We start from the raw sequence: 18327 nt of genomic DNA on the forward strand, positions 1-18327 counted from the left end.
TTCCGATGAGCGATCCGACCCAACCCGCCGCGCCCGATTTCGCAACCCGCGATCCCGACTCGCCCGAGTTCTGGGACGAACGCTTCGAGCGCCATTTCACGCCGTGGGATCAGGCGGGCGTGCCGTCCGCGTTTCGCGCGTTCGCCGAACGGCACCGCGACGTGGCCGTGCTGATTCCAGGCTGCGGCAGCGCGCACGAAGCGGTATGGCTCGCGCGCCAGGGCAACCCGGTACGCGCGATCGACTTCTCGTCGGCCGCCGTGGCGGCGGCACGCGAGCAGCTCGGCGCGCATGCTTCGCTGGTCGAACAGGCGGATTTCTTCACCTATGCGCCACCGTTCGCACCGGCATGGATCTATGAGCGCGCATTCTTCTGCGCGCTGCCGCCGGCGCGCCGCGCCGACTACGCGCAGCGCATGGGCGAACTGCTGCCGGCCGGCGGGTTGCTGGCGGGCATCTTTTTCATCGGCGCGACGCCGAAAGGGCCGCCGTTCGGCATCGAACGCGGCGGGCTCGATGCGCTGCTCACGCCACACTTCGAGCTGGTCGAAGACGAAGCGGTCGACGACTCGATCGCCGTATTCGCCGGACGCGAGCGCTGGCTCACCTGGCGGCGTCGCGGCTAACGCCACGCGCGCCGCTCTTGAGAGGTCCGGGGGTCGTCCCCATCTGGCGCGGTGGCGGGCGCGTCGTGCGTCCGCTTCCCGAAATCCGGGGAACGGACATCGTTTGCGGCTATAATTCAAGGCTTTGCAAGCGTTTACAAGATTTCAGTAGGGATTTGGAGTAAGAAAGGATCATGCCGATCTACGCTTATCGTTGCGGGTCATGCGGTTTCGGGAAGGACGTGCTCCAGAAGATGAGCGACCCCCAGTTGACGCAGTGTCCTGAGTGCGGAAAAGACACCTTTAGCAAACAACTCACGGCCGCCGGCTTCCAGTTGAAAGGCTCCGGCTGGTACGTGACCGATTTCCGCGGCAGCACGAGCGCGCCGGCCGCGTCGGAAGCGAAGTCCGAGCCGGCCGCAGCCGCTGCCCCGGCTGCATCGGCTGCCGAGCCCGCAGCGCCTGCCGCCACGAGCCCGAGCGGTTCCGGCAGCGCCTAGTGGGACTGCCGCCCCGCGCGGGCGGCGTATCTACCGCGCATGGGTTTCGGCCCGCGCAGCTTTCTGGCGGTACACATGACGACGAAGAAATTCACGCTCAAATCGGTGTTTCTGACCGGCCTGCTGGTGCTGGTGCCTCTGGCCATCACACTGTGGGTGCTCGGCCTGGTCATCGGCACGATGGACCAGACGCTGTTGCTGCTGCCTACCTCGTGGCAGCCGGAACGCACGATCGGCTATCGCTTGCCGGGCCTCGGCGCGGTGCTCACGCTCGCGTTCATCTTCGTCGTCGGGCTGTTGACGCAGAACTTCATTGGGCAGAAGCTCGTGAAGTGGTGGGAACTGCTGGTCGCGCACATTCCGGTGGTCGGCCCGCTCTACACCAGCGTGAAGCAGGTGTCCGACACGCTGCTGTCGAGCAGTGGCAATGCATTCCGCAAGGCGCTGCTGATCGAGTACCCGCGCCGCGGGTCCTATACGATCGCGTTTCTGACCGGCATCCCGGGCGGCGACGTGGCCAACCATCTGAAGGAAGATTACGTCAGCGTATACGTGCCGACCACGCCGAACCCGACGTCCGGCTTCTTCCTGATGGTGCCGAAAAGCGAAGTGATCGAGCTCGACATGACGGTCGACGCTGCGCTCAAGTACATTGTCTCGATGGGCGTCGTGGCGCCGTCCGCGCCGCAGCCGGCGCCGGTGCGCCGCGCCACCGTCGAGCCCCCGCTTTAATGCCGGCGCGCAACGCTTCATGCAGGATCGTCTGCGGCGCGCCGTTCAACCAATGCAAAACGAAAGACAAACATCATGTCGATGAGATCTGAATACTGCGGTCTGGTGACCGAAGAACTGCTGGGCCAATCCGTCTCGCTGTGCGGCTGGGTAAGCCGCCGCCGCGACCATGGCGGCGTCATCTTCATCGACCTGCGCGATCGCGAAGGGCTCGTTCAGGTCGTCTGCGATCCGGATCGCGCTGACATGTTCAAGGTCGCCGAAGGCGTGCGCAACGAGTTCTGCGTGCAGGTCAAGGGCATTGTGCGCGGCCGTCCGGAAGGCACGACCAATGCATCGCTGAAGAGCGGCAAGATCGAAGTGCTGTGCCACGAGCTGATCGTGCTGAACGCGTCGGTCACGCCGCCGTTCCAGCTCGACGATGACAACCTGTCGGAAACCACGCGCCTCACGCATCGCGTGCTCGACCTGCGCCGTCCGCAGATGCAGCACAACCTGCGTCTGCGCTACCGCGTCGCGATCGAAGTGCGCAAGTACCTCGACGAGCAGGGCTTCATCGACATCGAAACGCCGATGCTCACGAAGAGCACGCCGGAAGGCGCGCGCGACTACCTCGTGCCGTCGCGCACGAACCCGGGCCAGTTCTTCGCGCTGCCGCAGTCGCCGCAGCTGTTCAAGCAGCTGCTGATGGTCGCGAACTTCGACCGTTACTACCAGATCACCAAGTGCTTCCGCGACGAAGACCTGCGCGCCGACCGTCAGCCGGAATTCACGCAGATCGACTGCGAAACCTCGTTCCTGTCGGAACAGGAAATCCGCGATCTGTTCGAGGCGATGATCCGTCACGTGTTCAGGACGACGATCGGCGTCGAGCTCGACCAGAAATTCCCGGTCATGGAATACGCGGAAGCGATGCGCCGCTTCGGTTCGGACAAGCCGGACCTGCGCGTGAAGCTCGAGTTCACCGAGTTGACCGATGCGATGCGCGACGTCGACTTCAAGGTGTTCAGCACCCCGGCCAACACGAAGGACGGCCGTGTCGCGGCGCTGCGCGTGCCGAAGGGCGGCGAGCTGTCGCGCGGCGACATCGACAGCTACACGGAATTCGTGCGCATCTACGGGGCGAAGGGTCTCGCGTGGATCAAGGTCAATGAAGCGGCGAAGGGCCGTGACGGTCTGCAAAGCCCGATCGTGAAGAACCTGCACGACGAAGCGCTGAATGCGATCATCGAGCGCACCGGCGCACAAGACGGCGACATCATCTTCTTCGCGGCGGATCGCGCGAAGGTCGTCAACGACAGCCTCGGCGCGCTGCGTCTGAAGATCGGTCATTCGGAATTCGGCAAGGCCAACGGCCTCGTCGAGTCCGGCTGGAAGCCGCTGTGGGTCGTCGACTTTCCGATGTTCGAATACGACGAGGAAGACAACCGCTACGTCGCCGCGCATCACCCGTTCACGAGCCCGAAGGACGAGCACCTCGAGTACCTCGAAACGGACCCCGCGCGCTGCCTCGCGAAGGCCTACGACATGGTGCTGAACGGCTGGGAAATCGGCGGCGGCTCGGTGCGTATCTACCGTGAGGAAGTGCAGAGCAAGGTGTTCCGCGCGCTGAAGATCAACGCGGAAGAAGCGCAGGCGAAGTTTGGCTTCCTGCTCGACGCGCTGCAATACGGCGCGCCCCCGCACGGCGGTATCGCGTTCGGTCTGGACCGCATCGTCACGATGATGGCCGGTGCCGACTCGATCCGCGACGTGATCGCGTTCCCGAAGACGCAACGCGCGCAGGATCTGCTCACGCAGGCGCCGAGCGAAGTCGACGAGCGTCAGCTGCGCGAGCTGCACATCCGTCTGCGTACGCCGGAACCGAAGGCATAAAACTGCGGCCGCTGCGCGCGGCCGGCAAGCGGTCTTGCGTGTGCCGGCCAGCGGGCCGGCGGCCGCAAAAAAACCACACGAGCGAAACGAAAAGGCGCTGAGGTGATCTCCACCTCAGCGCCTTTTTCATTTTTTGCGTTACAGTGAAGCCACCGCTTTCCAGACCCTTTCGACCGTCATCCGACATGTACCGCGCGTATCGTCGCGCCCAGTTTGAGCCATGCCGAAACCGCCGAAAATTCCGCAGTCCGTCCTCGTCATCATTCATACGCCTGCGCTCGACGTGCTGCTGCTCGAGCGCGCCGATCATGCGGCGTTCTGGCAGTCGGTGACGGGTTCGAAAGACCGGCTCGACGAACCGCTCGCCGACACGGCGGTGCGCGAAGTCGGCGAGGAAACCGGCATCATGATCGGCGGCGCACTGGTGCCGCGCAGCGGGTTGTTCGACTGGCACTACTCGATCGACTACGAGATCTACCCGGAATTTCGTTACCGCTACGAAGCGGGCGTGCTCTACAACACCGAGCACTGGTTCAGCCTGCAGGTCCCCGAGTGCATCGACGTGACGCTCGCGCCGCGCGAACACACCGCGTATATGTGGCTGCCATATGAAGAGGCCGCATCGCGCTGCTTTTCGTCGTCGAATGCCGATGCGATCCTGCAGTTGCCGCGGCGGCTCGCCGCACGCCCGGTCGATCCGCAAACCGGCCCGCTGGCCGGGGAGCGTGGCCGGTGAGCGCAGGCGGCTCGGGCCGTTTGGCGCGTCTGCGGCACACGTTGCTCGGCCGTCGTTACTGGCAGCGCTACCGCTTCACCAGTAACAACGAGGTCGAGCTGCTGCGCTCCGGCGACGATTTCTTCGACGCGCTGATCGAGCGCATCGACGCGGCCGAGCACAACGTCGCGCTCGAAACCTACATCTTCTGCGACGACGAAGCCGGCCACGCGGTCAGCGAGGCGCTGCTTCGCGCTGCCGCGCGCGGCGTCAGAGTGCGCGTGATCACCGATGGCGTCGGCACCGCGCGCCTGAAGATGTTCGAGCAATGGCCGGCCGGCGGCATCGAGCATCGCATCTACAACCCGCATCTGTTCGGCCGCTTCGGCTTTTCGCGCACGCACCGCAAGCTCGCGGTGATCGACGATCAGATCGCGTATTGCGGCGGCATCAATATCGTCGACGATTACGAGAACAACGGCGAGAAGCTGCCGTACCGGCGCTGGGACTTCGCGGTCGAGCTGCGCGGGCCGGTGGTCGCCGACGTGCGCGATGCAATCGACGTGCAGTGGCGGCGGATTCGCGTCGGCCATCGGCCGCTCGATTCGATGAAGCCCGACCTGTCGTCGCAGGACGCCAACTCGCTTGGCAGTCTGCGCAGACGCCGGCGACGCCGCAACGAGGCACTGTGGGCCGGCGGCGAGCCGTGCGTCGCATTCGTCGCGCGCGATAACCTGATCAACCGCCGCGCGATCGAAAAAGCTTATCTGGCCGCGATCGGCCAGGCGCGCCATGAAATCCTGCTCGCGAATCCGTACTTCATGCCGGGACGCAAGCTGCGTCGCGCGCTGGTGTTCGCGGCGCGGCGCGGCGTGGTCGTGAAGCTGATCATCGGGCGCAAGGAGTTCAAGGCGCTCGATTACGCCGTGCCGTTCCTGTACCACGCGCTGTTGCGCGCAGGCGTGCAGATCGCCGAATACGAGAAGACGCTGCTACACGGCAAGGTCGCGGTGGTCGATTCGAACTGGGGCACGGTCGGTTCGTCGAATCTCGATGCGCTCAGCCTGATGCTGAACAACGAAGCGAACGTCGTGCTCGTGAACGATCCGTCGATCTCCAAACTGCGCGACGCGATTCTCGACGCGTTCACGGACGCGCGCCCAATCGATGAAGCGCACTACGAATCGCGACCGGCGCGCGTGCGCGCGCTGAGCTGGATCGCGTACACGAGCTACCGCGTCGCGATGAAGCTACTGACGGTCGGCGGCTACGACTAATACCGCTCGCACGAGAGCCCGCGCTTGCCGCATCACGTCGGCCATCAATCGGCGCCAGCGAAGCGGGGCAAAGAAATAGAACACGCGCGAGAACACGCGCGCGCCGATCGGCAACCATCGATTCAAGGCAAACGCCTCTAAAAATCTGATTGATCCGATGGTCGAAAGCCGCAAAATTAGAAGCCGGTTAGAAACCGGTTTCTAATAAAGTCCTTGTTTCGCGGACGGCAAGCACTCAATAATAGTACGGCCGTTCGATTTTCAATTCGGTCACATTAGAACGGTAAAACAGCTATGCGAAAAGGCGAACAAACCCGAGCCGCGATTCTCGACGCAGCACTCGATCTGGCAGGCCGAGACGGACTGGAAGGTCTGACGATTGGTCTGCTGGCCGAGCGCATGCAGATGAGCAAGAGCGGTGTGTTCGCGCATTTCGGGTCGCGCGAGGATCTGCAGATCGAGGTCGTGCGCGAATACCACCGCCGTTTCGAAGACGAGGTGTTTTTCCCGAGCCTGCGCGAGCCGCGTGGTCTGCCGCGCTTGCGCGCGATGATTTCCCGCTGGATCGAGAAACGCATTCAGGAAGTCACGACCGGCTGCATCTACATCAGCGGCGCCGTCGAATACGACGACCGCGCGGACAGCCAGGTGCGCGAGCAGTTGGTGTCGAGCGTGACGACGTGGCGTGCGGCGCTCACGCGCGCGATCTCGCAAGCGATGGAAGAAGGGCATCTGCGCGCCGATACCGACCCGCAGCTGATGCTGTTCGAACTGTATAGCGTCACGCTCGGCCTGCATCACGACGCGCGCTTTCTGCATCTGCCGGATGCGGTGCGTCTCACGTGGGCCGCGCTGGAAAAACTGATTAATTCGTATCAAAGCGAAAGCCGTTAGCGGCGTCGCCGGAATCTACCGGAAACGCGCGGCGCGGAAGGTCCGACCACGGACCCGGCCAACGGCCTGGCTTTTTGTCAAACCAGGGAGAGAGAGTCATGGGACAGTACGCCGCGCCGCTGCGCGACATGCAATTCGTGTTGCACGAACTGCTCAACGTCGAGGCCGAACTTCGGCAAATGCCGAAGCACGCCGAACTCGACGCCGACACGATCAACGCGGTGCTCGAGGAAGCCGGCAAGTTCTGCTCCGAAGTGCTGTTCCCGCTCAACCACAGCGGCGACCAGGAAGGCTGCACGTATGCCGGCGACGGCGTCGTGACCACGCCGAAGGGCTTCAAGGAAGCCTATCGGCAATACGTCGAAGCCGGCTGGCCGGCGCTCGGTTGCGACCCGGAATTCGGCGGCCAGGGACTGCCCGCGTTCGTCAACAACGCGGTCTATGAAATGCTGAACTCGGCGAATCAGGCGTGGACGATGTATCCGGGCCTGTCGCACGGCGCGTACGAATGCCTGCACGCGCACGGCACGCCGGAACTGCAGCAGCGCTATCTGCCGAAGCTCGTCGCAGGCGTCTGGACCGGCACGATGTGTCTGACCGAGCCGCATTGCGGCACCGACCTCGGCATTCTGCGCACGAAGGCCGAACCGAACGGCGACGGCTCGTACTCGATCAGCGGCACGAAGATTTTCATTTCGAGCGGCGAGCATGACATGGCGGAGAACATCGTTCACCTCGTGCTCGCGCGTCTGCCGGATGCGCCGAAGGGCACCAAGGGGATTTCGCTGTTCATCGTGCCGAAGTTCGTGCCGAACGAAGCGGGCGAACCCGGTGAGCGCAACGGCGTGAAGTGCGGTTCGATCGAGCACAAGATGGGCATCCACGGCAACGCGACCTGTGTGATCAATCTCGACAACGCGAAGGGCTGGATAGTCGGCGAGCCGAACAAGGGCCTGAACGCGATGTTCGTCATGATGAACGCCGCGCGTCTCGGCGTCGGCATGCAGAGCCTCGGTCTCACCGAAGTCGCATATCAGAACTCGCTCACGTACGCGAAAGAGCGGCTGCAGATGCGTTCGCTGACCGGCCCGAAGGCGCCGGAAAAGGCCGCCGATCCGATCATCGTGCATCCGGACGTGCGCCGCATGCTGCTCACGCAGAAGGCCTACGCCGAAGCCGGCCGCGCGTTCTCGTACTGGTCGGCGCTGCAGATCGACAAGGAGCTGTCGCACGCCGACGAAGCCGAGCGCAAGGAAGCCGCCGACCTCGTCGCGCTGCTCACGCCGATCCTGAAGGCGTTCCTGTCGGACAACGCGTTCGAAGGCACCAATCATGCGATGCAGATCTACGGCGGCCACGGCTTCATCGCCGAATGGGGCATGGAGCAGTACGTGCGCGACGCGCGCATCAACATGATCTACGAAGGCACCAACGGCATCCAGTCGCTCGATCTGCTCGGCCGCAAGGTGCTCGGCGACATGGGCGCGAAGATGAAGAAGTTCGGCAAGCTCGTCGCCGAATTCGTCGAAGCCGAAGGCATCAAGCCGGAGATGCAGGAGTTCGTGAACCCGCTCGCCGAGATCGGCGAAAAGGTGCAGAAACTGACGATGGAAATCGGCATGAAGGCGATGCAGAACCCGGACGAAGTCGGCGCCGCGGCCGTGCCGTATCTGCGCACGGTCGGCCATCTGGTGTTCTCGTACTTCTGGGCGCGCATGGCTCGCATCGCGCTGGACAAGGAGGTATCGGGCGATCCGTTCTACAAGGCGAAGCTCGCGACCGCGCGCTTCTACTTCGCGAAGCTGCTGCCCGAAACGGCAATGACGATCCGCCAGGCGCGCGCCGGTTCGAAGCCGATGATGGACGTCGAAGAAGCGTTGTTCTGACGCTCGCACATCGAGCGAGGCCACACACATCGCGCGAAGCATGGCTGACGCTTCGCGCCATCGCACAACTCTCCGGAGAAACGACGTGAGCAATCTGATCATTCGCAAGGTAGCCGTGCTCGGCGCCGGCGTGATGGGCGCGCAGATCGCCGCGCACCTGATCAACGCCAAGGTGCCCGTGCTGCTGTTCGACCTGCCCGCCAGGGAAGGCCCGAAGAACGGGATCGCGCTGAAGGCGATCGAAAATCTGAAGAAGCTGTCGCCGGCGCCGTTCGGCGTGAAGGACGACGCGCAATACATCCAGCCCGCGAACTACGACGACGACATCGACAAGCTCGCCGAGTGCGACGTCGTGATCGAAGCGATCGCCGAACGCATGGACTGGAAGCACGACCTGTACAAGAAGGTCGCGCCGCACATCGGCCCGAACGCGATTTTCGCGACCAACACGTCGGGGCTGTCGATCACCGCACTGTCCGAAGGTTTCGCGGACGAACTGAAGGCGCGCTTCTGCGGCGTGCACTTCTTCAATCCGCCGCGCTACATGCATCTGGTCGAACTGATCCCGACCGCGACGACGCGTCCGGAAATTCTCGATCAGCTCGAAACCTTCCTGACCAGCGTGGTCGGCAAGGGCGTCGTGCGCGCAAAAGATACGCCGAACTTCATCGCGAACCGCGTTGGCGTGTTCTCGATCCTTGCGGTTATTGCCGAAGCCGCGAAGTTCGGCCTGCGTTTCGACGAAGTGGACGACCTGACCGGCGCGCGCCTCGGCCGCGCGAAGTCGGCGACGTTCCGCACCGCCGACGTGGTCGGTCTCGACACGATGGCGCACGTGATCAAGACGATGCAGGACACGCTGCCGGACGATCCGTTTCTGCCGGTCTACGAAACGCCGGCCGTGCTCGCCGAACTGGTGCAGAAGGGCGCGCTCGGCCAGAAGACCGGCGCCGGCTTCTACAGGAAGGAAGGCAAGGCGATCAAGGTGCTCGATCCGAACACGGGTGCCTATATCGACGGCGGCGGGAAGGCCGACGAACTCGTCGGCCGCATCCTGAAGCGTCCGGCCGCCGAGCGGCTGAAGCTGTTGCGCGAAACGCAGCACCCGCAGGCGCAGTTCCTGTGGTCGATCTTCCGCGACGTCTATCACTACATCGCCGTGCATCTGGAATCGATCGCCGACAACGCGCGCGACGTCGATCTCGCGATCCGCTGGGGCTTCGGCTGGAACGAAGGTCCGTTCGAAGGCTGGCAGACGGCCGGCTGGAAGCAGGTCGCCGAATGGGTGCAGGAAGACATCGCGGCGGGCAAGGCGCTCGCCAACGTGCCGCTGCCGTCGTGGGTGCTCGAAGGCGCGGTTGACGAGAAGGGCGGCGTGCACACGGCCGAAGGCTCGTGGTCACCGGCCACGCAGACCTTCGTGCCGCGCTCGTCGCTCGATGTGTACCGCAAGCAGGTGTTCCGCGCGCCGCTCGTCGGCGAAACCGGCGCTGATCCGAAGACCTACGGCAAGACGCTGTTCGAGACCGATGCGGTGCGCGCATGGGTCGACGATCGCGCGGGCGAGGACGACGTGCTCATCGTGTCGTTCAAGAGCAAGATGAACACGATCGGACCGGCGGTGATCGAAGGGCTCACGCAGGCGATCGAACTGGCCGAGAAGGACTACAAGGGCCTCGTCGTGTGGCAGCCCACATCGCTGAAGCTCGGCACGCCGGGCGGTCCGTTCTCGGCGGGCGCGAACCTCGAAGAAGCGATGCCCGCGTTCATGATGGGCGGCGCGAAGGGCATCGAGCCGTTCGTGAAGAATTTCCAGCAGGGCATGCTGCGCGTCAAGTACGCGAACGTGCCGGTGATCTCGGCGATCTCTGGCATCGCGCTCGGCGGCGGCTGCGAGCTCGCACTGCACAGCGCGAAGCGCGTCGCGCACATCGAGAGCTATCTGGGTCTCGTCGAAGTCGGCGTGGGACTCGTGCCGGCGGGCGGCGGCCTGAAGGAAGCGGCGCTGCGCGCGGCCGAAGCGGCAAGCCAGGTCGGCGCGACGAGCGATCTGCTGAAGTTCCTGCAGAAGTCGTTCGAGAACGCGGCGATGGCGAAGGTGTCGGCCTCCGCGCTCGACGCCCGCGCGATGGGCTACCTGAAGCCTTCCGACACGATCGTCTTCAATGTGTTCGAACTGCTCGACGTCGCGAAGAAGGAAGCGCGCGCGCTCGCCGCGGCGGGCTACCGTGCGCCGCTGCGCGCGACCCAGGTGCCGGTCGCGGGCCGTTCGGCGATCTCGACGATCAAGGCGTCGCTCGTCAACATGCGCGACGGCCGCTTCATCAGCGAGCACGATTTCCTGATCGCGAGCCGAATCGCGGAAGCGGTGTGCGGCGGCGACGTCGAAGCGGGCAGCCTCGTCGACGAAGAATGGCTGCTGCAACTCGAGCGTCGCGCGTTCGTCGAGCTGCTCGGCACGCAGAAGACGCAGGAACGGATCATGGGCATGCTGCAGACCGGCAAGCCGGTGCGCAATTAAGCGGCGACCGCCCAATGTGCATGGGACCAGAGTAAGAGCTTTGGCCAACTCTGGTCGACAAAGGAGATTCCCAAATGGCAAAGCAATTGCAAGACGCATACATCGTCGCCGCGAGCCGTACGCCGATCGGCAAGGCGCCGCGCGGCATGTTCAGGAACACACGTCCGGATGAGCTGCTGGTTCACGCGATCAGGTCGGCCGTCGCTCAGGTGCCCGGCCTCGACACCGGCGTGATCGAAGACGCGATCGTCGGTTGCGCGATTCCGGAAGCTGAGCAGGGCCTGAACGTCGCACGGATCGGCGCGCTGCTCGCTGGTCTGCCGAACACGGTCGGCGGTGTCACGGTGAACCGCTTCTGCGCGTCGGGTCTGACCGCGCTCGCGATGGCCGCGGACCGCATCCGCGTCGGCGAAGCGGACGCGATGATTGCGGGCGGCTGCGAATCGATGAGCATGGTGCCGATGATGGGCAATAAGCCGTCGCTGTCGCCGCATATATTCGATCGCAACGAAGACGTCGGCATCGCGTACGGCATGGGCCTGACCGCGGAGAAAGTCGCCGAGCGCTGGAAGATCAGCCGCGAAGCGCAGGACGCGTTCTCGGTCGAATCGCACCGCCGCGCGATGGCCGCGCAGCAAGCCGGCGAATTCAACGACGAAATCGCCGCGTACACGATCGTCGATCGCGTGCCCGATCTCGCGACCGGCGAGATCAACGTGAAAACGCGCGAGGTGTCGCTCGACGAAGGTCCGCGCGCGGACACGTCGATGGAAGGCCTCGCGAAGCTGCGCGCGGTGTTCGCGAACAAAGGCTCGGTCACGGCCGGCAACAGCTCGCAGACGTCGGACGGCGCGGGTGCGTTGATCGTCGTGTCGGAAAAAATCCTCAAGCAGTTCAACCTGACGCCGCTCGCGCGCTTCGTCAGCTTCGCGGTGCGCGGCGTGCCGCCGGAAATCATGGGCATCGGCCCGAAGGAAGCGATTCCGGCCGCGCTGAAAGCCGCGGGTCTGAAGCAGGACGACCTCGACTGGATCGAGCTGAACGAGGCGTTCGCCGCGCAGTCGCTCGCGGTGATCCAGGACCTCGGCCTCGATACGTCGAAGATCAACCCGCTCGGCGGCGCGATCGCACTGGGCCATCCGCTCGGCGCGACCGGCGCGATTCGTGCGGCGACCGTGGTGCACGGCCTGCGCCGCCGCAACTACAAGTACGGCATGGTGACGATGTGCGTCGGTACCGGCATGGGCGCGGCGGGCATCATCGAGCGTCTGTGAGCCGCTGATCGAACGGGCGATCCTTCTGTGATCCACCAGGGACCCCGCAACGGTTCGCAGGCCGCCCGGCTTGCGAACCGTTTTTACATTCAGCAGGAGCACAAGGAGATGAACGGGATGACGACGGATATTCTGGTCGAGCGCGCCGACGCGGTGCTGACCATCAGCTTCAACCGGCCCGGCAGGAAAAATGCGCTCACGGCCGCGATGTATCAGACGATGGCCGACGCGCTCGTAGAAGCGCAGGGCGACGCGTCGGTGCGCGCGATCCTGATTCGCGGCAGCGCGGGCATATTCAGCGCGGGCAACGATCTCGAGGACTTCATGAAGTCGCCGCCGGTTGGCGAAACCCCGCCGGTGTTCCAGTTCCTGCGCGCGCTATGTTCGGCGGAAAAACCGGTGGTGGCGGCGGTCGCGGGGCCGGCGGTCGGCGTCGGCACGACGCTGCTGCTGCATTGCGATCTGGTCTACGCCGCCGACACCGCGAGCTTTTCGCTGCCGTTCACGCAGCTCGGGCTGTGCCCGGAAGCAGCGTCGAGCCTGTTGCTGCAGCGCGTGGCCGGCTACCAGGCGGCGGCGGAAAAACTGCTGCTCGGCGAGGCGTTCGACGCGGCCGAAGCGCACCGCATGGGCTTCGTGAATCGCGTGCTGCCGGCGGGCGAAGTCGACGCGTTCGCGGCGTCGCAGGCCGCGAAGCTGGCGGCGCTGCCGGCGTCGTCGTTGCGCGTGACGAAGAGCCTGATGAAGCGCGCGAGCCAGCAGGAACTGCAGACGCAGATGACCGAGGAAGCCGTGCATTTCGGCAAGATGCTGCTTGCGCCCGAAGCGCGCGAGGCGTTCAAGGCGTTCTTCGAGAAGCGCAAGCCGGATTTCCGGCGGTTCGACTGAGGGGGGCGACGCAGGCGGGTTTCGGGTGGGTTAGCCGTGAATCGTCGCTGCGCCGCTTCAATCGCTCAAGCTTGCTGCTGCCACGTGTCGTAATCGACGTAGCTGCCTTCGCGGCAGAAGCTCACGAGCCGCACGCCCGCCTCACGCGCGATCGCAATCGCGAGCGACGACGGCGCCGAGATCGTCGCGACCATCGGCACGTCGACGCGCGCGGCCTTGCGCACCAGCTCGTAGCTCGCGCGGCTCGACAGAAACACGAAACCGTCGCGCGTATCGGCGCGGTCGAGCACGAGCTGGCCGATCAGCTTGTCGAGCGCGTTGTGGCGGCCGACGTCCTCGAACGCATAGTGGATCGCGCCTTGCGCATCACACCACGCGGCCGCGTGGAGGCCGCCGGTCAAACGAGTGAGCGCCTGGTGCTCGGGCAGCGCGCGCGCGGCGCGTGCGATCGCATCGGGCGCGAGCCGCTGCAAGAAGCCAGTGTCGGGTACACGCTGCGGTTTCAGATCCAGCAGATCGATGCTTTCGATGCCGCACACGCCGCAGCCGGTGCGCCCGGCGAGCGCGCGGCGCTTTTCCTTCAAACCGGCGAACGCCTGCTGCACGACCTGCAATTGCACCTCGGCATGCGGCAGCTCGCCGTGCCCGTGCAATTCGACCTCGATGTCCTGAATGTCGCTGCCGCGCTCGACGATCCCCTCCGAAATCGCGAAGCCGACCGCGAACGCTTCGAGATCGCGCGGCGTGCACATCATCACCGCGTGCGAGATGCCGTTGAACACGAGCGCGACCGGCCACTCCTGGCCGACGTGATCGGTGGCGGTTTCAACCGCCGCGCCGCGATGGCGGCGCACTTCGAGTTGCACTGCGCCGGGTTGTTCGTCGCCGTCGAGGGCGTGGGGCTGGCCGTTCGCCCGTCCGGTTTGGCGCCCGTTTTCCTGTCCGTTCAAGCTGCTTCACTCCTGTATCATGCCGCGCGTCAAAGGGTGCGCCGGCCTCGCCGTATGCTTCGCGGCGGCCGCCGCGCGGGGCGCCGTCGCGCGAATAAGGTTCTAAAATACCTCAAGCGACGCCCGCACGCTGTCCGCCACCGACAAGGAGCACTGACATGGGACTCAACGAAGCACCGCTTCTGTTCGACTTCGAAGTCGCGTCTTCGGAGAATTTCACTTATATCCCGATGTCGGTGCGCTTCAATCTCGACCGTTTCGGGCTGCGCATCACGCTCGCGCAGTGGCAGCAACTGCCGCTCGAAGATCGCAAGCTGCTCGCGCGTTTCCCGGTCGAAGAAGACACGCAGATCGAACCGAATTTCGATCACGCGCTGTTCGAGATGCTGCGCACGCACGCCAACGTCGAACCGGAGTGGTTTACGCCGGAGGAGTCGCCGGCCTGGCGTCAAACCGACAGCGTGCCCGACGGTGTCGCGCATCAGGCGGGGCTGGCCGGTCTCGCCGCGCCGAGCGTCGCGCGCTGGGCCGAGCTCGATCCTTTCAAGCGCTATGTGCTCGCGAAGCTGTCGCGCAAGCCCGAGGCGAGCCACGATTTCGTCCCGGCGATGAAGGAATTTGGAGCGGCCGGCTAGGCGCGGCCGGCTAGGTGCGGCCGGCCAGGCGCGGCTGGCCAGCCGCTCCCAGCCAGGCGCCTCCACCAACTCGCAGCCTTCCCCCAAATCATCAGATTTTTTTCACGCCGACCCTCAACCCGCTTCCGATCGCTGCCGATATCCAAAGGATGGCGCGTAAAAGACTTGCATCGATGCGGCCCGACGCACCGGCAGCGAGCGCGCTCTCCCGCCCTCGGAACGATTGACGTTCGGAACCCATGAATCCTTTTCTATCGAAGCGACTGCTGATCAATATTGCGGTCGTGGTCGTCGCGGTCGGTGCAAACGCGTTCGTCGCGTACACGCAGATTCGCGGGCAGCGCGACGCCGATGCGCGCCTCGCGCGCTCGACCAGCGTGCGCCAGAACCTCGATGCGTATCACGCCGCGCTCGATAACGCGCTCGCCGCTCTGCACCGCCTGAAAGAATCGGGCAAGCCGGTGCCGCCCGACGCGGCCGCTTCGATGACGAACACACTCGCGAGCCGCGAGCAATCACTGCGCGACGAGCTCGCGAGCGAGCCGTACATGTCGGGGGCGCTCGCCAGCCTGAGCGCGGCGCGGCACGCGTTGCAGCAAGATCTCGAGGACACGCTGCGCAATCATGCGAGTGACCTGCCCGGAGCGGCAAGCGCGGCGTCGGGGGCGGCGTCGGGCGTGGCGCACGCGGCATCGACCGAAGCACCAGGGGCGGCCCCCCTCGACGCGCCATTCGAGGCATCCCTCGACCCTGTGCCGTCGAACTCGCATCTTGCCCCCGCGCTAGAGCGTGTCGAAGCCGCGCTCGCCACGTTGCGCAGCGAGGAAAACCGCTCGTTGCAGATCTCGCTCGCGGCATCGGCGAGCGACAGCGAGCGCGCGATGTTCGTGCTGCTCGTGACGATGCTCACCGGCAGCGTGCTGCTGTTCCTCACGTTCGGCGTGCGCGAGAACAGCGCTCGCGAAAAACTGCGCAGCACCCGCGCGCTGGTGCGCAACGACGAGCGTTTTCGCAGCCTGTTCGACGATCACACCGTGCCGATGTACATCTTCGATCGCGACACGCTGTGCTTTCTCGCCGTCAACAAGGCCGCGATCCATCAATACGGCTACACGGAAGACGAGTTTCTCGGCATGACGATCCGCGCGATCCGCCCGAACTCGGAAATCGGCCGACTGGAGACGCACCTGCAGCGTAGCGCCGACCTCCGCCAGAGCCACACGATGGCGGGCATCTGGCGGCATCGGCGCAAGGACGGCTCGATCCTCAGCGTCAACGTGTCCTATCACGCACTGAACTTCATGGGCCGCGACGCCTCGTTCGTGCTGGCGGACGACGTGACCGACCAGATCAACGCCGAAGCCGAAGCGCAGCGCTCGAATCAGATGCTCGAAGCGGTGATCGACAACATTCCGCAGCGCATCTTCTGGAAGGACCTGAACTCGCGCTATCTCGGCTGCAACATGGCATTCGCGCGCGACGCGGGGCTCGCGTATCCCGAGCAGGTGGTCGGCAAGAGCGACGCCGACCTGGCGTGGCGCGCGTTCGCCGACCTGTTGACCGAGCACGATCGCGAAGTCGTGAGCACCGGCGTGCCCAAGATGAACTTCGAGGTCGACTTCGTGATCGACGGCTTGCACCGCACGACAGTCACGAGCAAGCTGCCCTTCACCGACGGCGGCGGTCAGGTGATCGGCGTGCTCGGCTCGTACACCGACATCACCGAGCGCAAGCGCGCCGATCTCGCGCTGCGTCTGCAAAGCCGGGCGCTCGACGCGAGCGTCAACGCGATCCTGATCACCGCGCCGTCGCCGTCGGGCAATCTGATCGAATACGTGAATCCGGCGTTCATGCGCATCACCGGCTACGATCCCGCCGAGGTGATCGGCCACGACTGCCGCGTGCTGCAACGCGACGACCGTGACCAGGAAGGCGTCGCGTTGATCCGCGAGGCGCTCGCGGCGAATCGCGAGGTCAGCGCGGTGGTGCGCAACTATCGCAAGGACGGCGCGCTGTTCTGGAATCAGCTGTTCATCGCGCCGGTGCCGAACGCGGAAGGCGTGATCACCCATCATATCGGCGTCATCAACGACGTGACAGAGCTGATCCGCTATCAGGAGCAGCTCGAATACCAGGCCAACTACGACGGCCTTACGCGGCTGCCGAACCGCAACCTGCTGCGCGACCGGCTCGAACATGCGCTCGTCGTCGCGCAGCGGCATCATTCGGGCGTCGCGGTCGTGTTCCTCGATCTCGACGGCTTCAAGAACGTCAACGACAGCCTCGGCCATAGCGTCGGCGACCGGCTGCTCGGCGTAGTCGCCGAACGGCTCGCGCGCTGCTCGCGCACCAGCGACACGGTTGCGCGCCACGGCGGCGACGAGTTCGTGATCGTGATGACCGACACCGTCGACGAGCAATCGCTGATCACGTGGATGGAGCGCGTGCGCGCGTCGATCGCCGAGCCGGTGTGGCTCGATGGCACGGAGCTGTACGTCGGCTGCAGCATGGGCGCGAGCCTGTTCCCGCAGGACGGCGAGGATGCCGAAACGCTGATGAAGAAAGCCGACGTCGCGATGTATCGCGCGAAGGACATGGGGCGCAACACGTTCCAGTTCTATCAGCCGGAGATGAACGCGAGCGCGGGCGCGCGCCTGAATCTCGAACGACGCCTGCGCCGCGCGCTGCGCGACAACGAGTTCCTGCTGCACTATCAGCCGCAGGTCGATATCGGCAGCGGACAGATCGTCGGCATCGAGGCGCTGGTGCGCTGGCACGATCCCGAGGTCGGGCTCGTGCTGCCGTCGTCGTTCATTCCGCTCGCCGAAGAAAGCGGGCTGATCGGGCCGCTGTCGGAGTGGGTGCTGCGCGAGGCGTGTCGGCAGAACAAGGCGTGGCAGGATCAGGGCTTGCCGCCGGCGCGCGTGTCCGTGAATCTGTCGGCGCGGGTGTTCCAGCAGCGTGACATCGCGAAGCTCGTGATGCAGGTGCTCGACGAGACCGGACTCGAACCGAAGTACCTCGAACTCGAGTTGACCGAAAGCACGATCATGCGCAACGCGGAAGAAGCAGTGTCGATGCTCAACGAACTGCACGGGCTCGGCATCGGTCTCGCGATCGACGACTTCGGCACCGGCTATTCGAGCCTCAGCTATCTGAAGCGCTTCCCGGTGGACCGCTTGAAGATCGACCGCTCGTTCGTGTCGGATATCGGCGTATCGGGCGACGATGAGACGATCACGTCGGCGATCATCGCGCTCGCCCATTCGCTGAAGTTGCAGGTGATCGCCGAGGGCGTGGAAACGTCGGCGCAACTCGACTTCCTGAGGGAACGCGCGTGCGACGAAATGCAGGGCTTCTATTTCGCGAAGCCGCTATCGACGGAAGCGATTTCCGAACTGCTGCACGGCGGGTTGGTGCCGGAGCTGGAGCCGGCGTGAGGGGAGCGTGCCGCGGCGACGGGTGTCGCCGCGTCACGCCGCGTGCCGCGTCCAACGCCGGTCACTGAGCCGGCGTGTCCTTGAACACCGGCAGGCTTTCCGCGAACGCGGAAAACTTCTCGAGCCGCGGATGAT

The 18327-nt window shown here is 64.9% G+C and carries 14 protein-coding genes; 13 read left to right on the forward strand and 1 reads right to left on the reverse strand.

What is annotated here, in order from left to right; translation table 11 throughout:
- The first annotated feature begins 5 nt into the window (after window positions 1–5).
- The 11 genes from HDG33_RS12800 (at window position 6) to HDG33_RS12850 (ending at window position 13167) form a co-directional block, all read left to right on the forward strand.
- A complete protein-coding gene (locus tag HDG33_RS12800; protein ID WP_184027130.1) occupies window positions 6–626 on the forward strand; it encodes a methyltransferase domain-containing protein in 621 nt (206 codons plus the stop codon).
- 173 nt (window positions 627–799) lie between these two features.
- On the forward strand, window positions 800–1105 hold the full coding sequence (locus HDG33_RS12805) for an FmdB family zinc ribbon protein (RefSeq protein ID WP_184027133.1): 306 nt from the start codon (window positions 800–802) through the stop codon (window positions 1103–1105).
- 75 nt (window positions 1106–1180) lie between these two features.
- Window positions 1181–1837: a DUF502 domain-containing protein gene (locus tag HDG33_RS12810; RefSeq protein ID WP_184027136.1), complete on the forward strand. Its 657-nt coding sequence runs from the start codon at window positions 1181–1183 to the stop codon at window positions 1835–1837.
- A gap of 75 nt (window positions 1838–1912) precedes the next feature.
- Window positions 1913–3712: an aspartate--tRNA ligase gene (gene aspS / locus HDG33_RS12815; RefSeq protein ID WP_184027138.1), complete on the forward strand. Its 1800-nt coding sequence runs from the start codon at window positions 1913–1915 to the stop codon at window positions 3710–3712.
- Window positions 3713–3932: 220 nt separating this feature from the next.
- On the forward strand, window positions 3933–4448 hold the full coding sequence (gene nudB, locus HDG33_RS12820) for a dihydroneopterin triphosphate diphosphatase (RefSeq protein ID WP_184027140.1): 516 nt from the start codon (window positions 3933–3935) through the stop codon (window positions 4446–4448).
- Window positions 4445–5704: a cardiolipin synthase ClsB gene (clsB, locus tag HDG33_RS12825; RefSeq protein WP_184027143.1), complete on the forward strand. Its 1260-nt coding sequence runs from the start codon at window positions 4445–4447 to the stop codon at window positions 5702–5704. The genes nudB and clsB overlap by 4 nt, the downstream gene beginning before the upstream one ends.
- A gap of 294 nt (window positions 5705–5998) precedes the next feature.
- Window positions 5999–6598 (forward strand): TetR/AcrR family transcriptional regulator, encoded by a 600-nt coding sequence (locus tag HDG33_RS12830; RefSeq protein WP_184027146.1) that lies wholly within the window; start codon window positions 5999–6001, stop codon window positions 6596–6598.
- A 98-nt stretch (window positions 6599–6696) separates the two neighbouring features.
- The gene (locus tag HDG33_RS12835) at window positions 6697–8484 is read left to right on the forward strand and encodes an acyl-CoA dehydrogenase C-terminal domain-containing protein (protein WP_184027149.1); all 1788 of its coding nucleotides are present in this window, start codon (window positions 6697–6699) and stop codon (window positions 8482–8484) included.
- Window positions 8485–8569: 85 nt separating this feature from the next.
- On the forward strand, window positions 8570–11005 hold the full coding sequence (locus HDG33_RS12840; RefSeq protein WP_184027152.1) for a 3-hydroxyacyl-CoA dehydrogenase/enoyl-CoA hydratase family protein: 2436 nt from the start codon (window positions 8570–8572) through the stop codon (window positions 11003–11005).
- Between the two features lie 74 nt (window positions 11006–11079).
- A complete protein-coding gene (locus tag HDG33_RS12845) occupies window positions 11080–12279 on the forward strand; it encodes an acetyl-CoA C-acyltransferase (protein WP_184027155.1) in 1200 nt (399 codons plus the stop codon).
- 117 nt (window positions 12280–12396) lie between these two features.
- Window positions 12397–13167, forward strand: coding sequence for an enoyl-CoA hydratase (locus tag HDG33_RS12850; protein ID WP_184027158.1), 771 nt, complete (start codon window positions 12397–12399; stop codon window positions 13165–13167).
- Window positions 13168–13232: 65 nt separating this feature from the next.
- Here HDG33_RS12850 and fdhD read toward each other — a convergent pair whose 3' ends face one another.
- A complete protein-coding gene (gene fdhD / locus HDG33_RS12855) occupies window positions 13233–14117 on the reverse strand; it encodes a formate dehydrogenase accessory sulfurtransferase FdhD (protein WP_184027161.1) in 885 nt (294 codons plus the stop codon).
- Between the two features lie 158 nt (window positions 14118–14275).
- Here fdhD and HDG33_RS12860 point away from each other — a divergent pair, with 158 nt between their 5' ends.
- Together HDG33_RS12860 and HDG33_RS12865 are read left to right on the forward strand one after the other, a co-directional pair.
- Window positions 14276–14752 (forward strand): nitrate reductase associated protein, encoded by a 477-nt coding sequence (locus HDG33_RS12860; protein ID WP_018419410.1) that lies wholly within the window; start codon window positions 14276–14278, stop codon window positions 14750–14752.
- 239 nt (window positions 14753–14991) lie between these two features.
- Window positions 14992–18192, forward strand: a complete 3201-nt coding sequence (locus HDG33_RS12865; protein ID WP_184027164.1) for an EAL domain-containing protein — start codon at window positions 14992–14994, stop codon at window positions 18190–18192.
- The last annotated feature ends 135 nt before the right edge of the window (window positions 18193–18327 follow it).

The organism is Paraburkholderia sp. Cpub6, assembly GCF_014201065.1.
In the GTDB taxonomy this organism is placed as follows: Bacteria; Pseudomonadota; Gammaproteobacteria; order Burkholderiales; family Burkholderiaceae; genus Paraburkholderia; species Paraburkholderia tuberum.

Excerpts from the sequence above, each read along its gene's own strand:
- HDG33_RS12800 (WP_184027130.1), top strand. The coding sequence starts at position 6 with ATGAGCGATCCGACCCAACCCGCCGCGCCCGATTTCGCAACCCGCGAT.
- HDG33_RS12805 (WP_184027133.1), top strand. The coding sequence starts at position 800 with ATGCCGATCTACGCTTATCGTTGCGGGTCATGCGGTTTCGGGAAGGAC.
- HDG33_RS12810 (WP_184027136.1), top strand. The coding sequence starts at position 1,181 with ATGACGACGAAGAAATTCACGCTCAAATCGGTGTTTCTGACCGGCCTG.
- aspS (WP_184027138.1), top strand. The coding sequence starts at position 1,913 with ATGTCGATGAGATCTGAATACTGCGGTCTGGTGACCGAAGAACTGCTG.
- nudB (WP_184027140.1), top strand. The coding sequence starts at position 3,933 with ATGCCGAAACCGCCGAAAATTCCGCAGTCCGTCCTCGTCATCATTCAT.
- HDG33_RS12830 (WP_184027146.1), top strand. The coding sequence starts at position 5,999 with ATGCGAAAAGGCGAACAAACCCGAGCCGCGATTCTCGACGCAGCACTC.
- HDG33_RS12835 (WP_184027149.1), top strand. The coding sequence starts at position 6,697 with ATGGGACAGTACGCCGCGCCGCTGCGCGACATGCAATTCGTGTTGCAC.
- HDG33_RS12845 (WP_184027155.1), top strand. The coding sequence starts at position 11,080 with ATGGCAAAGCAATTGCAAGACGCATACATCGTCGCCGCGAGCCGTACG.
- HDG33_RS12850 (WP_184027158.1), top strand. The coding sequence starts at position 12,397 with ATGACGACGGATATTCTGGTCGAGCGCGCCGACGCGGTGCTGACCATC.
- HDG33_RS12860 (WP_018419410.1), top strand. The coding sequence starts at position 14,276 with ATGGGACTCAACGAAGCACCGCTTCTGTTCGACTTCGAAGTCGCGTCT.
- HDG33_RS12865 (WP_184027164.1), top strand. The coding sequence starts at position 14,992 with ATGAATCCTTTTCTATCGAAGCGACTGCTGATCAATATTGCGGTCGTG.